The following is a 13,759-nucleotide window of genomic DNA, read 5'->3' as shown; positions in this document are numbered from 1 at the left end:
GATAGAGTTACGGCGGTCATGGCGGAGGGGAAACGCCCGGTAACATTCCGAACCCGGAAGCTAAGCCCTCCAGCGCCGATGGTACTGCACTCGGGAGGGTGTGGGAGAGTAGGACGCCGCCGGACAACCATTCCATTCAGGGCCACCCCAACGGGGTGGCCCTGAATGCGTTTCCACGTATGTTTCTCAGACGCGAAGCGGTCCGGGCCCAACGCCGCGGGGGCGAGGCCGAACCCATGGTCTGGGGCGGCCGAGCCGGCGGGAAGGGCTCGGGGCGGAGCTGACGGTGGATCAGGGCCGGGTCTGGACGGCCTCGCGGATCTGGCGGAACAGGCCCGCGGAGTCGTCAACGGGCCGGTTCGCGAACATCGCCATCGCCACGCTGCCGTGGTCGGCCCAGCCGCAGACCGTGAAGTCACTGCCCGCGGTGCCGCACTTCATCACGCCGCCGTACTTGCCGGCGGGCACCTCGCGTAACCCGGTGACCTTGCCGGTCTCGTCGGCCATCAGGCCGAAGAGGCTGTCCAGGTCGCGTTCCGGCTGCCAGAGAAGGGTGGTGCCGCCGAAGAGCAGGATCGCCCGCTTATCGTCCGCCGGATCCCGGTAGACGGTGCCGAAGCTGCGGTCCAGGTCGATGTCGGCCGCGAAGCCGCTGCGCAGGTAGTCGGCGGTGCTGCGGGCCCGCTCCGAGTCGTCCCGGGTCAGGCCGGCGACCCGGTCCGGGGCGGCGAGCCGGGTGTCCTTCTGCTGGACCACCCGCCAGCCGGCCACCCCGAGGGCGGCGGCGCCGGCGAGACCCACGACGAGTGCCACGGTCAGCGCGATTCGGCGCCGACGGGAGGCCGGACCGGCCGCCCGGGCGTCCGGGTCGTGGTTGCTCAGCCGGATCGGTTCCTCGGTCAGGTCGACCGGCTCGGGCCCCCCGACGAGCTGACGCTCGGTGAGATGTGCGTCGGACATGTCCGCCACCGTACGCGAATGACAGGTGGCGCACGTCAGGTCCGCCGAAGCGCTCCGTAGACTTTCAGGGTGACCGAGAGACTGGATGCCCGACGCCCCGACGCCCCGACCCTTGCCGGCCAGTACCAGCCCGGTGAGGTAGAGCAGCGACGGTACGAGCAGTGGGTAGCCGGCGGCCACTTCCGGGCATCGGCGGAGAGCGACAAGCCCCCCTTCGCCATCGTCATCCCACCGCCGAACGTGACCGGCTCGCTGCACATGGGCCACGCGTTCGAGCACACGCTGATGGACGCCCTCATCCGGCGCAAGAAGATGCAGGGGTTCGAGGCGCTCTGGCTGCCCGGCATGGATCACGCCGGCATCGCCACCCAGAACCTGGTCGAGCGGCAGCTCGCCGGTGCGGGCCTGTCCCGGCACGACCTGGGCCGGGAGAAGTTCGTCGAGCGGGTCTGGCAGTGGAAGGCCGAGTCCGGCGGCGCGATCCTCGGACAGATGCGCCGCCTCGGCGACGCGGTCGACTGGGACCGTGAGCGCTTCACCATGGACGAGGGCCTGTCCCGGGCCGTCCAGACCATGTTCAAGAAGCTCTTCGACGACGGGCTGATCTACCGGGCCAACCGGATCATCAACTGGTGCCCGCGCTGCCTCACGGCGCTGTCCGACATCGAGGTGGAGCACACCGACGACGAGGGTGAGCTCATCTCGATCCGCTACAGCGACGACGTGGTGGTCGCCACCACCCGGGCCGAGACGATGCTGGGCGACACCGCGGTGGCCGTCCACCCGGACGACGAGCGCTACCGCCACCTGATCGGCACCGAGGTCGCCGTGCCGCTCACCAACCGGCGGATCCCGATCGTCGCCGACGAGCACGTCGACCCGGCCTTCGGCACCGGCATGGTCAAGGTGACCCCGGCGCACGACCCGAACGACTTCGAGATCGGCCAGCGACACGACCTGCCGGCGCTGACGATCATGGACGAGCGGGGCGTCATCACCGCGCCCGGCCCGTTCGAGGGCCTGGACCGGTACGAGGCCCGCCCGGCGATCGTCGCCGCCCTGCGCGAGCAGGGCCGGATCGTGGCCGAGAAGCGGCCGTACGTGCACGCGGTGGGGCACTGCTCGCGGTGCAAGACGACCGTCGAGCCGCGGCTGTCGCTGCAGTGGTTCGTGAACACCGCCCCGCTGGCCAAGGCGGCCGGCGACGCGGTGCGCGACGGTCGGGTGAAGATCGAGCCGGCCGAGCTGGCCAAGCGGTACTTCGCCTGGGTCGACAACATGCACGACTGGTGCATCTCCCGACAGCTCTGGTGGGGCCACCGCATCCCGGTCTGGTACGGCCCGGACGGCGAGATCGTCTGCGTCGGCCCGGACGAGCAGCCGCCCACCGGGGCGGGCTGGCGCCAGGACGAGGACGTCCTGGACACCTGGTTCTCCAGCGGCCTGTGGCCGTTCTCCACCCTCGGCTGGCCGGAGCGGACTCCCGATCTGGCCAAGTTCTACCCGACCAGCGTGCTGGTCACCGGGTACGACATTCTCTTCTTCTGGGTCGCCCGGATGATGATGTTCGGCCTCTACGCGATGGACGGCGTCCAGCCGTTCGACGTGGTGGCCCTGCACGGCATGGTGCGCGACGAGCACGGCAAGAAGATGTCGAAGTCCTTCGGCAACGTGGTCGACCCGCTGGACTGGATCGACCGGTTCGGCGCCGACGCCACCCGGTTCACCCTGGCCCGCGGCGCGAACCCCGGCCAGGACGTGCCAGTCAGCGAGGAGTGGTGCCAGGGCTCCCGCAACTTCTGCAACAAGCTCTGGAACGCCACCCGGTTCGCGCTGATGAACGGCGCGCACACCGCGGGGCCGCTGCCCGCCGCCGGCGAGCTGTCGACGGTCGACCGGTGGATCCTGTCCCGGCTGGCGCACGTCACCGCCGAGGTGGACGAGCAGTTCGAGGCGTACGAGTTCGCGAAGGTCTGCGACCTGCTCTACCACTTTGCCTGGGACGACGTGTGTGACTGGTACGTGGAGCTGAGCAAGCCGGTGCTCGCCGAGGGCGGGCCGGCCGCCGACGCCACCCGCCCGGTGCTCGGCCACGTGCTCGACCAGCTGCTGCGGCTGCTGCACCCGGTCATCCCGTTCGTCACCGACGAGCTGTGGAGCGCCCTCACCGGCGGCGAGACGATCATGGCGGCCGACTGGCCGGTCGCCGACCGTAGCCTCGTGGACGACGCCGCGGAGGGCGAGGTCGGCACCGTCCAGCGGGTGGTGACCGAGATCCGGCGGTTCCGCTCCGACCAGGGGCTGCGGCCGACCCAGCGGGTCGCGGCCCGGCTGGAGGGCCTGACCGTCGCCGGCATCGCGGCGCACGAGCCGCTGATCCGCTCCCTGGTCCGGCTGGACGCCCCCGGCGACGACTTCCAGGCCAGTGCCACCCTCGCCATGCCCGGCGAGGTCAGCGTCGCGCTGGACACCCGGGGTTCGATCGACGTGGCCGCCGAGCGGGCCCGGCTGACCAAGGACCGCGCTGCCGCCGAGAAGGAGGTCGCGCAGGCCCGGGCGAAGCTCGACAACCCGGCGTTCGTCGGCAAGGCCCCGGAACCGGTGGTCGCCAAGATCCGTGAACGGCTGGCGGTGGCCGAGGCGGACCTGGTCCGGATCAACGCCGCTCTGGAGGCGCTTTCCTCGTGACCGACCGTACCGATTTCACCGCCGTCGACGCGGAGCTGGCCGCCCGGGGCTTCACCCGGATGGCGTTCGAGCTGGAGAAGATCGAGTCCCTGCTCGACCTGCTCGGCAGCCCGCAGCGGGCGTACCCGTCGATCCACCTGACCGGGACCAACGGCAAGACCTCGACCGCCCGGATGATCGACTCGCTGCTGCGGGCCTTCGGGCTGCACACCGGCCGCTACACCAGCCCGCACCTGGAGACCGTGCGGGAGCGCATCGCGCTGGACGGCGAGCCGGTCAGTGAGGAGCGCTTCGTCACCATGTACCGCGAGGTGGCGCCCCTGGCCGAGCTGGTCGACCAACGGTCCGCCGAACCGCTGACCTACTTCGACATGACCACGGCGCTGGCGTTCGCCACGTTCGCCGACGCCCCGGTCGACGTCGCGGTGGTCGAGGTCGGCCTCGGCGGCGCCGAGGACGCCACCAACGTGATCCAGGCCGGGGTGGCCGTGCTCACCCCGATCGGGCTGGACCACACCGAGTGGCTCGGCGACACGCTGGAGGACATCGCGCTGCACAAGGCCGGCATCATCCACGCCGGCGCCACGGTGATCTGCGCGGCCCAGGACGACGAGGCGGCCCGGCCGATCCTCGAACGCTGCGTCGAGGTGGGCGCCACCATCGCCCGCGAGGGCACCGAGTTCGGCGTGCTGCGCCGGGCCGTCGCCGTCGGCGGCCAGGTGCTCAGCATCCAGGGCCTCGGCGGGGTCTACGAGGAGATCTTCATCCCGCTGCACGGCGCCCACCAGGCGCAGAACGCCGCGGTGGCGCTCGCCGCCGTCGAGGCGTTCCTGGGTGCCGGGACGAACCGTCAGCTCGACGTGGAGGCCGTCCGGGAGGGCTTCGCCACGGCCAGCTCCCCGGGGCGGCTGGAGAAGGTGCGTACCGCCCCGACGGTGCTGCTGGACGGGGCGCACAACCCGCACGGGATGACCGCCACGGTCACCGCCCTGCAGGAGGAGTTCGCGTTCAGCAAGCTGGTCGGCGTGCTCGCCGTACTCGCCGACAAGGACGCCCCCAGCCTGCTGGAGCTGCTGGAGCCGGTGCTCGACTCGGTGGTCGTCACCCGCAACAGCTCGCCCCGGGCGATGCCGGTCGAGGAGCTGGCCGAGCTGGCCCGGGAGGTCTTCGGACCGGACCGGGTGGAGGTGGCCGAGGAGATGCCGGACGCCATCGAGGCGGCCGTCGCCGAGGCCGAGTCCGACGTGCCCGGTGAGCTCTCCGGCGTCGGGGTGCTGGTCACCGGCTCGGTGGTGACCGTGGCCGACGCCCGACGGCTGTTCAAGCGATGAGCGACCCGAACCGGGCCCGCCCGGGCCCGGAGCAGACCCCCGGCCAGCGGCGATCCGGCCTGCGCAATCCGGCGGCGGCGGTGCGCGGCCTGGGGGCCGGCACCCTCGGCCTGGAGGCGCTGGTGCTGCTGCTGGCCATCCAACCCATCCGGCTGGTCGGCGGGAACCTCGGCGGCGCCGCCATCGCGGCGATCGTCACGCTGGCCGTGGCCGCGATCGTGCTGGCCGGCATGATGCGCCGGCCGTGGGCCTGGACCGCCGGCACGGTCCTGCAGGGACTGCTCCTGCTGGCCGGGCTGCTGCACTGGTCGCTGTTCGGGCTGGGCATCATCTTCGGCCTGGTGTGGGCCTACGCGCTGCACGTGCGGCGGGTCATCCTCGGCTGACCCGCTCAGGCGTCGGCGCGTTCCCGCCACTGGGTGAGCGCGATGCCATGGCCGTCCGGGTCCTTGAACGCGGCCGCCCACACCTCCAGCTTCGCCCCCCGGTTGACCACCCGGGGGGCGTACGTGAAGCGGACGCCGGAGTCCTTGAGCCGCCGGTACGCCGCGTCGATGTCGTCGACCTCGAGGTTGACGTGCACCAGCCGACGGCTGATCGGGGCGGCGCCGGTGACCTCCCGCAGCACCACCCGGGTGCTGCCGGAGGCGAGCACCGCGTTGCCGGAGCCCCGGTCGACCTCGGTGAAGCCCAGCACGTCGGAGTAGAAGCCGAGCGACCGGGACAGGTCGGTGACCAGCAGGGTCAGCCCGACGCCGCCGAACGGGGCGGCCCGGTCCGCCGACTCCGCGTCCGGGTCGTAGCCGAAGATCGCCTCGTCGAGTCCGCCCAGCTCGTCCGGGTCGAGCCGCCCGGCGGCGGGTGCGGGGTCGTCCAGCGGCACGTCGATCGGGTCGAGGATCGGCGCGTCGAACCGCTCGTCGGCCGGCGTCCGCGGCGACGGGGTGGCCGCCCGCCGCGGCAGGTCGCTGGACGGCGCGTCGACCAGGATGCCCTCCAGTACGACCCCGTCGCCCGGGCGCTGGTGCACGACCACCGGCTCCCGCTCGTCGGTCAGCACCTCGACGTCCTCGGCGAGCGCGTCGCCCCGCACCGGGTCCGGCCTCAGCGGCTCGGACCGGAGCGGCTCGGCGCGCAACGGGTCCGACCGGAACGGGTCGCCGGGCGGCGCGTCCCGGAACTCCTCGCGCAGGTCGTCGTGGAAGTCGTCGTCGACGGTACGGCCCTCCCACGGCGGGGCCTCCTGCTGGATCAGCACCTCGTCGAGCGGCTCGGCGTCGGCGTACTCGGGCGGCAGGTCGGCCACCGTGGCGGCGGTCTCGGCGTGGGTGGGCACGTCGTCCCAGAGCACCCGGACGTGCCGCTGGTCGTCGAGGGCCACCCGGATCGGCAGGGCCTGCCCCAGCGACGGCCACTTCGCCACCGGCACCCGCGGCTCGATGATCTTCTTGGACCGGGGTGGCAGACCGGGTGCGTCGATCACCAGTTGCAGCTCGCAGCGGCCGAAGGCGTACTGCGTGGGAGGCTCGGAGGCGCTGTGCACGTGCCCGACGCCGACCACCCAGGTGCGCCCGCCGCCGCGCACGGTGGCCAGGGCGATCGCCAGCACCAGCAGCGCCACGCCGAGGGCGACGATGGCCCAGCTGGTCATCCCCAGACCGAACAGGACCACAAAGGTGGCCACGGTGCCGAGCACCGCGGCGATCAGCTTGCGTACCGGCGCGATGGTGCGGTTCCCGCCATTCGCCACAGTGGACCTCCCAGGGGTAAGGCCAGGCTAGGGCCGATCGGCAACCGAGGGAAGGAGCAGCCGCCGCGCCGACGCCGGGACCGGGTCGCTAGGCTGACCGTACCCAGCCCGACCGGCTTCCGCGCACAGGAGGAACCCAGCGTGTCCAGCAGCAGCCCGGATGAGCGCACGCTCGTACTGATCAAGCCCGACGCGGTCCGCCGTGGCCTGGTCGGCGAGATCATCTCCCGCTTCGAGCGGAAGGGCCTGCGGATCGACGCGATGGAGACCCGGACCCTGGACGGCGCCTTCGCCGACCAGCACTACGTCGAGCACGTGGACAAGCCGTTCTACCCGCCGCTGAAGGCGTTCATGACCAGCGGGCCGCTGGTCGCGCTGGTGCTCTCCGGCGACGAGGTGATCGACGTGGTCCGCGCGATGATCGGCAGCACCGACGGGCGCAAGGCCGCCGCCGGCACGATCCGCGGTGACCTCTCCCTGTCCAACCGGGAGAACCTGGTGCACGCCTCCGACTCCACCGACAGCGCCAAGCGCGAGATCGGCCTCTGGTTCCCCGAGCTGGGCTGACTCGCCGCCGGCGTACCGGTCGTTCGCGGGCCCGGACCACCTGTCGGTGGGCCGGGCCCGTTGCGCGTGGCCCGGCCGGCGATCAGCCCGTCGCGTACCGCAGCTTGTCCGGGTTGCCGACCAGGTGCACCCCCGTGACCAGGCCGTCCGCGCCGGCCACCGTCAGCGCGTACGTGCTGCCGTCGGGCCGGGTGATCAGGGCGGCCGGTTGCCCGTTCAGCTCCAGCCGGCGCACCGCCGGCCGCAACCGGCGGGGTCCGTGGACGCCGATGAAGAAACGGGCGATCCGGTCCGCGCCGGAGATCGGGTTACGGGCCGCCCGGACCCGCCCCCCGCCGTCGGTCCAGGCGGTCGCGTCCTCGGCGACCAGGGCGGTCAGCGTGGTCAGGTCGCCCTCGCGGGCGGCGCGTAGAAACGCGTCCAGCAGCCGTTCCTGCTCGGCCCGGTCGGCGGTGAACCGGCGGCGGTCCGCCCGGACCCGCTCCTCGGCACGGTGGTGCAACTGCCGGCAGTCGGCCACGGACCGGTCCAGGATCCCGGCGATCTCCGCGTAGGGCAGCTCGAACGCGGTGCGCAGCACCCAGACCGCCCGCTCCGGCGGGGTGAGCCGCTCCAGCACGTGCAGCAGCGCGAGGGAGAGCGAGTCGCGCAGCTCCGCGCGCTCCAGCGGCCCGAACGGCGACGGCGCGGTGGCCACCGGCTCGGGAAGCCACGGTCCGACGTACGCCTCCCGCGCCGTCCGTCGGGCCCGCAGCCGGTCCAGCGCCAGCCGGGTCACCACCCGGGACAGGTACCGCCGTGGCTCGGCCACCGCCGCCCGGTCGACGCCCACCCAGCGCAGGTACGCCTCCTGGAGCACGTCCTCGGCGTCGTCGACGCTGCCCAGCAGCCGGTACGCCAGCCCGAGCAGCATCGGCCGGTGCGCGGTGAGCGCACCGGCCGCCTGCTCCGCCCCGAGCCCGGTCACGCCTCCGTCGGCGGCTGGGTCCGGCTGGTCACCGCGACCCGGTTCCATACGTTGATTGTGGCGATCGCCACCACCAGATCGGCCAACTCCTTCTCCGACCACACCGCCGCGGCGGCGTCCCACACCTCGTCGGGGACCCCGTGCTCACCGAGCCGGGTGACCGCGTCGGTGAGCGCCAGCGCGGTCCGTTCCCGCTCGTCGAAGAAGGGCGCCTCCCGCCAGGCGGCCACCGCGAAGAGCCGCCGGCTGGACTCACCCGCGCCCAGCGCCTCCCGGCTGTGCATGTCCACGCAGAAGGCGCAGCCGTTGAGCATGGACGCGCGCAGCTTCACCAGCTCCAGCACCGTGGGCTCGACGTTCGCCCGGGCGTACTTCTCCAGCCCCAGCACCGCGTGGTACGCCTCCGGCGCCACCTCGGCCATGTTGATCCGTGCCCGCATCGCCAACCTCCCTCGTCGCATCCGTACGCCGATACGACGGCGCGGGGGGCGCGCGGCGTGACGGTGGCGGGATGTGACCGTGGTCATCCCGGCACTCGGGCCGGCCGGCGGCGCGGGGCGGAGGACCCGGTCAGGGGGTGGCCGGCGCCGGCCGGGCGTCCGGCGCGGCGCCGTAGGCCGGCGGGGTTGGCAGCGTCAGGCCACCGGTGGGCCGCGGCGCGGGCACCGGGCGGCCTGGACCGGCGTTCGTGGTGCGGCCGGCCGGCGGGGTGGGCCGCGGCGGCTCGGCGCCGGCGCGGCCGTCCGGCATGGTGCGCGGCGGCGGCTCGACGCCCTCCGTGCGGCGGCGCTGCGCCAGCCGGCGCCCCACCTGGATCATCGGCTGCTCGACCCAGCGGAACAGCAGGTCGGCGGCGAGCAGGCCGATCATCACGGTGGCGAGGAAGTAGGTGGTGCCGCGCGGCACCGACGGCGCGAGCCCGGCCACGGTGGCCGCCGCGAGGTACTGCACCAGGTAGAGCGAGTACGACCGCTCACCGACGAACGCCATCGGCCGCAGCGCCAGCAGCCGGGCCGGGATGCTGCGGTTCAGCAGGGCGGGCAGCAGCAGGGCCGCGCCCACCGCGTAGCTCAGCACCCGGGTGTCGTTGTGTCCGTCCGCCGCCGGCGGCCAGTACGGCAGCGACAGGTGCAGCGCGACGAAGGCCAGCACCACGACGACCGCGGTGACCGGATGGGTCAGCGGGCGGACCAGCGCGTACGAGCGCCGGTCGTGCATGACGATCGCCAGGGCGCAGCCGACCAGGATCACGATGTACTGGGTCGGCCAGTACGGCCAGGCGGTGAAGACCGGGATCAGGGCGAGCAGGGTGGCGACGGCGACCCCGGTGACCGCCAGCCGCCGGTAGAACGCCCCGGACACCAGCACGAAGGCCAGCAGTGGCCAGACCAGGTAGAACTTCTGCTCGATCGCGATGGTCCAGGAGTGCAGGAACGCCGGGGTGGGCGCGAACTCGTTGAGCATCAGCAGGTAGTGCGGCATGGAGGCCTCGACCCGCTGGCCGGTGCCGTTGACGTGGGCCAGCGCCCAGGTGGCGGCGAGCACCACGAAGTAGACCGGCAGGATCCGGAAGAACCGCCGCAGGTAGAACCCGCGCAGCGAGACCCGGCGCCGGGCGCTCTCCTCACGCAGCAGCAGGGTGGTGATCAGGAATCCGGAGAGCACGAAGAACAGGTGCACGCCGATCCAGCCGGACGTCCAGGCCCAGCGGGGACCGCCGAAGTGGAAGGCCACGACGATCACCGCGGCGATGGCCCGGAGCCCGTCCAGCGCCTCGAAGCGACGCATCGCGAGGAAATCGGTATGGCTGAGTGCGCGCACCAGGGCGAGTCTGGGCCAGTGGGGAGCGCAGGTCAAGCCGCATCGACGTGCGTCGGGCCCGGAAACCCCGCGGCGGTGCCGGGGAGCCGGGGCGGGTGTGCGGGGGGACGGTCGCCGGGTGGTGGGTAAGGCCTCTGGACCAGGCCCGGACGGCCCGGGCCACCGGGTGGACCGCCGCCACCGCCCTGACGTGGACGTGGTGGCGTCGGCTACCGTGACACCGCCTGTTCAACGTACGACCGCCGGAGGACCAGTGCCGCTGCTCTACACCATCGGCAAGCTCACCGTGGCGCCCGCGCTGCGGTTGGCCTTCCGTCCGACCGTGGAGGGGTTGGAGCACATCCCGGAGACCGGCGGCGCGATCTTCGCGGGCAACCACCTGTCGGTCGCCGACGAGCTGTTCCTCGGCACCGTGGTCCCGCGGCACCTGGCCTTCTGGGCGAAGTCGGAGTACTTCACGGGCACCGGGCCGAAGGGCGCTTTCTCCAAGTTCGTGCTCACCGGTCTGGGCGCGATCCCGGTCGAGCGGGCCGGTGGCCGGGCGGCGCTCTCCGCCTTCGACGCCGCCATCCCGGCGCTGCGCGGCGGCGACCTGGTGGCCGTCTATCCGGAAGGGACCCGCTCGCCGGACGGCCGGCTCTACCGGGGGCGTACCGGGGCGGCCCGGCTGGCGGTGGCGGCCGGCGTGCCGATCATTCCGGTCGGCATGACCGGCACGGACCAGGCCCAGCCGATCGGCAACCGGGTGCCCCGACCGGGCCGCGCCAAGATCACCGTACGGTTCGGCAAGCCGCTGGACTTCACCGGCCGGCCCGACGACCGGACGTCGCTGCGCCAGATGACCGACGAGCTGATGGCCGAGATCCAGAAGCTCACCGGCCAGGAGTACGTGCCGCGCTACGCGCCCCGGCGGGGCGAGGAGACGCCGGGCGAGGCGTCGGCCTGACCGGTCTCACGGCGGGTCGTCGCCGCGCCGCTTCTCCTGGGCGATCACCGCGTCGACGTCGGTGAGGCGGTCCAGCTGCTTCATGGCGCGGGCCATCCGGGCGTTGCTCGGGATCCGATCCCGGTTGCGGGCGAGGAACGACCAGTAGCCGGCGGTGAACGGGCAGGCGTCCTCGCCGAGCCGCTTCCTCGGGTCGTACCGGCAGCCGCCGCAGTAGTCGCTCATCCGGTTGATGTAGGCGCCGCCGGCGACGTACGGCTTGGTGGTCATCCGGCCCAGGTCGGCGTACTGGCTCATGCCGATCACGTTGGCGGTCATCACCCACTCGTAGCCGTCGACGAAGCTGGTGTGGAAGAACTCCACCAGCTCGGCGGGGCGCCAGCCGCGCTGGAGGGCGTAGTTGCCGAGCACCATCAGCCGGGGGATGTGGTGCACCCAGCCGTGGTCGCGTACCCCGGCGAGCAGGTCGGAGAGGCAGTGCGCGTCGACCGCGTCGGCGTCCAGGCCGTGCCACCAGGGCGGTACGGGCCGCCGGGCGGCCAGCGCGTTGTCGCCCTGCCAACCGGGGTCGAAGTACCAGTACAGGTGCCAGACGAAGTCCCGCCAGCCGAGGATCTGCCGGACGAAGCCCTCCACGCTGGGCAGCGGCGCGCCGTCCTTCCGGTACGCCTGTTCGGCGCCGCGGACCGCCTCCATCGGATCGAGCAGACCGAGGTTGAACGAGGACGACAGCAGGCTGTGCGCCATCCACGGGTCACCGGCCAGCATCGCGTCCTCGTACGGGCCGAACGCCGGCAGCCGGTGCCTGAGAAAGTGCCGCAGCCGGGTCCTGGCCTCCTTCGTGGTGGCCGGGAAGCGGCGTGGCCCGTCCCGGCCGACGAACCGGATCCCCTCCCGCTCCCAGCGGTCCAGGTCGGCCCGGACCTCGGCGTCGATGTCGTCCTCCCTCGGCATCGGCGGCGTCGGGACGTCGAGCCGGTCCGTTCCTTTCGGCGGGGGTTCCCGGTTCTCGGTGTCCAGGCTCCACCGGCCGCCGACCGGTTCGGTCCCCGCCATCAGCACGCCGTGGTGCTCCCGCGCGAACCGGTAGAACGCCTCCATCCGCAGCGCCCCGCGACGCTCGTCGGCCCAGTCGGCGAAGTCCGCCTGGCTGGTCGGGAAGCCGCGGGCGGGCAGGACGGTCACGTCCCGCTGCCGGCGCACGAAGTCCAGCGCCCGCCGTGAGGTGGGGTGGCACACCTCCAGCGGTTCGGGGACCTTTCGCAGCGCCTCCCCGTACGTCTCGGTGCGCAGGAAGCGGGCCTGGTCGCCGAGCTCGGCGGCGCGGTGGCGCAGCGCGGAGAGGACCAGGTGCGCCTTCTGCCGGTGGTAGGCGCGACGGCGGAAGACCGCCTTCGACTCGATCAGCAGGACCGGCTGGCGCCGGTCGTCGAGGAAGTGGGGCCCCAGCTGATCGGCGAAGAGCCACCGCCGCGACATGTCCTAATTGTGCACGTCCGGGTGGTCTGAAGGCGCCAGACTCTCGAGCCTCAGTTCTGCCCCTGCGTGATGATCTGCTCCCGCAGGGTGGCCAGCAGGCGCGCGCTGTCGTCGACCGAGAGCCGGGTGAAGACCCCGGTCGTGACGCTGCCGTAGTCAACCGAGGTGCAGACCACCACGTCGCCGTCGTCCGCGGCGCCCACCGCGCAGCGCTCGTACCGGCCGCGGACGCCGGTGTCGACCGGCTGCGCCTCACCCAGCCGGTACGTGTCGGTGAGCCGGGTCAGCTCGTCCTTCGCGCCCGACTCCGGGTCGAACCGGAAGCCGGTGCCGCCGAAGACGGTCACCAGCTTGCCGTCCGGGGTCGCGTAGACCCCGGCGAAGACGTCCTCGGCGAGCAGGTTGGCCTCGCGTACCTGTGTCTTCAGCCGATTCGCGGTCGCCTCGCTGCGGGCGTCGCTGCGCAGCGTCAGGTCGGCCACCTCGCCGGGCAGGGCGGCGTCGGCCGGGTACTGCTCCCACATCGGCTTGCCGAACCAGGCTGGGCAGCCGCAGCAGCAGAGCAGGGTCAGCAGCAGCACCCACGGCCAGCGACGCCGACGGCGCACGGGCACCGGGACGTACCCCGGGGGGGCCTGCCACCCCGGCGGCGGAGTGACCGGGTCGGGACGGCCGCGGCGCTGCTTCGGCGGCCGGGCCGGCACCGGCGGTGGCGGGGGAGGGGGCGGCGACACCGGCCGCGCCGGTGGCGTGGGCGGGGGCACCGGCTGGCCGGCGCCCGGCTGCTGGCCGATCGGGGCCGGGTAGGGCCGGGTCATCGGCGGCACAGGGTAGGGCAGCGTGGGCGGCAGCGGGGTCAGGTCCGGATGGTTCAGCTCCCAGCCGCCGGTGTCCACGCCCGCCCACGGGTCGACCGGGGTGCGGTGCTCGGGCGGCTCGTGCGGGGCGGGCGGCACGGGGGTCGGCTCGGCCGACTCGCCCCAGGCGCGCTGGCGCGGCGGCGGGGGCGGAACGGCGGCCGAACCGCTCCAGCGCGGCGCCGGCGGCTCCGGCGCGGCCTCCACCAGGGTCGGGTCGGGCCCGGGGTCGTCCTGCGGGTTCGTGGGTGCCCCGGGGGGCGGGGGTACGGGGGAGCTGGTGGGCTCGTCGTGGGTGACCGCCGGATCCCGCTCCCGGTCTCCGACCGGGGTGCTCCCGTCGGCCGGCCGGTCGGTACCCGGCTGCGGCTCCGGCATCGCGGCAATCTCCTC

General features: G+C 73.2%; 12 protein-coding genes and 1 rRNA gene. 6 read left to right on the top strand and 7 right to left on the bottom strand.

The genetic code is table 11. The features are described from left to right. The first annotated feature begins 8 nt into the window (after window positions 1–8). Window positions 9–125, top strand: a 5S ribosomal RNA gene (gene rrf / locus AC5RWQ_RS12970). A 166-nt stretch (window positions 126–291) separates the two neighbouring features. On the opposite strand, the gene AC5RWQ_RS12965 is transcribed toward rrf, so the two are convergent. Next, entirely contained in the window at window positions 292–960 is a 669-nt protein-coding gene (locus tag AC5RWQ_RS12965) for a hypothetical protein (protein ID WP_494282970.1), read from the bottom strand. A gap of 69 nt (window positions 961–1,029) precedes the next feature. Between AC5RWQ_RS12965 and AC5RWQ_RS12960 the strand changes: the two genes are divergently transcribed. Genes AC5RWQ_RS12960 through AC5RWQ_RS12950 form a run of 3 tightly spaced genes read left to right on the top strand, consistent with a single transcriptional unit; the run spans window position 1,030 to window position 5,365 of the window. Beyond that, the gene (locus AC5RWQ_RS12960) at window positions 1,030–3,648 is read left to right on the top strand and encodes a valine--tRNA ligase (RefSeq protein WP_494282969.1); all 2,619 of its coding nucleotides are present in this window, start codon (window positions 1,030–1,032) and stop codon (window positions 3,646–3,648) included. Beyond that, the gene (locus AC5RWQ_RS12955; RefSeq protein WP_494282968.1) at window positions 3,645–4,979 is read left to right on the top strand and encodes a bifunctional folylpolyglutamate synthase/dihydrofolate synthase; all 1,335 of its coding nucleotides are present in this window, start codon (window positions 3,645–3,647) and stop codon (window positions 4,977–4,979) included. The genes AC5RWQ_RS12960 and AC5RWQ_RS12955 overlap by 4 nt, the downstream gene beginning before the upstream one ends. Beyond that, on the top strand, window positions 4,976–5,365 hold the full coding sequence (locus AC5RWQ_RS12950) for a DUF4233 domain-containing protein (protein WP_494282967.1): 390 nt from the start codon (window positions 4,976–4,978) through the stop codon (window positions 5,363–5,365). Before AC5RWQ_RS12955 ends, AC5RWQ_RS12950 begins: the two co-directional genes overlap by 4 nt. 5 nt (window positions 5,366–5,370) lie before the next feature. Here AC5RWQ_RS12950 and AC5RWQ_RS12945 read toward each other — a convergent pair whose 3' ends face one another. Next, window positions 5,371–6,729, bottom strand: a complete 1,359-nt coding sequence (locus AC5RWQ_RS12945) for a VOC family protein (protein ID WP_494282966.1) — start codon at window positions 6,727–6,729, stop codon at window positions 5,371–5,373. A 141-nt stretch (window positions 6,730–6,870) separates the two neighbouring features. Here AC5RWQ_RS12945 and ndk point away from each other — a divergent pair, with 141 nt between their 5' ends. Further along, a complete protein-coding gene (gene ndk / locus AC5RWQ_RS12940) occupies window positions 6,871–7,296 on the top strand; it encodes a nucleoside-diphosphate kinase (protein WP_494282965.1) in 426 nt (141 codons plus the stop codon). Window positions 7,297–7,378: 82 nt separating this feature from the next. On the opposite strand, the gene sigJ is transcribed toward ndk, so the two are convergent. From sigJ to AC5RWQ_RS12925, 3 genes are all read right to left on the bottom strand, one after another. Next, window positions 7,379–8,311 carry an RNA polymerase sigma factor SigJ gene (gene sigJ / locus AC5RWQ_RS12935; protein WP_494282964.1) on the bottom strand — a complete coding sequence of 311 codons (933 nt, stop codon included), beginning with the start codon at window positions 8,309–8,311 and terminating at the stop codon, window positions 7,379–7,381. After that, window positions 8,260–8,703 carry a carboxymuconolactone decarboxylase family protein gene (locus tag AC5RWQ_RS12930; protein ID WP_494282963.1) on the bottom strand — a complete coding sequence of 148 codons (444 nt, stop codon included), beginning with the start codon at window positions 8,701–8,703 and terminating at the stop codon, window positions 8,260–8,262. Before AC5RWQ_RS12930 ends, sigJ begins: the two co-directional genes overlap by 52 nt. A gap of 130 nt (window positions 8,704–8,833) precedes the next feature. Then, entirely contained in the window at window positions 8,834–10,084 is a 1,251-nt protein-coding gene (locus AC5RWQ_RS12925; RefSeq protein WP_494282962.1) for an acyltransferase family protein, read from the bottom strand. 253 nt (window positions 10,085–10,337) lie between these two features. Between AC5RWQ_RS12925 and AC5RWQ_RS12920 the strand changes: the two genes are divergently transcribed. Beyond that, a complete protein-coding gene (locus AC5RWQ_RS12920) occupies window positions 10,338–11,030 on the top strand; it encodes a lysophospholipid acyltransferase family protein (RefSeq protein ID WP_494282961.1) in 693 nt (230 codons plus the stop codon). A 6-nt stretch (window positions 11,031–11,036) separates the two neighbouring features. Here the strand turns inward: AC5RWQ_RS12920 and AC5RWQ_RS12915 are convergent, their stop codons facing one another. Continuing rightward, the gene (locus tag AC5RWQ_RS12915) at window positions 11,037–12,509 is read right to left on the bottom strand and encodes a cryptochrome/photolyase family protein (RefSeq protein ID WP_494282960.1); all 1,473 of its coding nucleotides are present in this window, start codon (window positions 12,507–12,509) and stop codon (window positions 11,037–11,039) included. A 50-nt stretch (window positions 12,510–12,559) separates the two neighbouring features. Continuing rightward, the gene (locus tag AC5RWQ_RS12910) at window positions 12,560–13,744 is read right to left on the bottom strand and encodes a hypothetical protein (RefSeq protein WP_494282959.1); all 1,185 of its coding nucleotides are present in this window, start codon (window positions 13,742–13,744) and stop codon (window positions 12,560–12,562) included. Between the last annotated feature and the right edge of the window lie 15 nt (window positions 13,745–13,759).

This window comes from Micromonospora sp. BS32, assembly GCF_059089345.1.
This window is presented reverse-complemented; position numbering and strand designations above follow the sequence as displayed.

What these genes read in the sequence shown, in the direction of transcription:
- AC5RWQ_RS12915 (WP_494282960.1), bottom strand. Translation starts at nt 12,509, where the DNA reads ATGTCGCGGCGGTGGCTCTTCGCCGATCAGCTGGGGCCCCACTTCCTC.
- AC5RWQ_RS12950 (WP_494282967.1), top strand. Translation starts at nt 4,976, where the DNA reads ATGAGCGACCCGAACCGGGCCCGCCCGGGCCCGGAGCAGACCCCCGGC.
- sigJ (WP_494282964.1), bottom strand. Translation starts at nt 8,311, where the DNA reads ATGGAACCGGGTCGCGGTGACCAGCCGGACCCAGCCGCCGACGGAGGC.
- AC5RWQ_RS12965 (WP_494282970.1), bottom strand. Translation starts at nt 960, where the DNA reads ATGTCCGACGCACATCTCACCGAGCGTCAGCTCGTCGGGGGGCCCGAG.
- AC5RWQ_RS12930 (WP_494282963.1), bottom strand. Translation starts at nt 8,703, where the DNA reads ATGCGGGCACGGATCAACATGGCCGAGGTGGCGCCGGAGGCGTACCAC.
- AC5RWQ_RS12910 (WP_494282959.1), bottom strand. Translation starts at nt 13,744, where the DNA reads ATGCCGGAGCCGCAGCCGGGTACCGACCGGCCGGCCGACGGGAGCACC.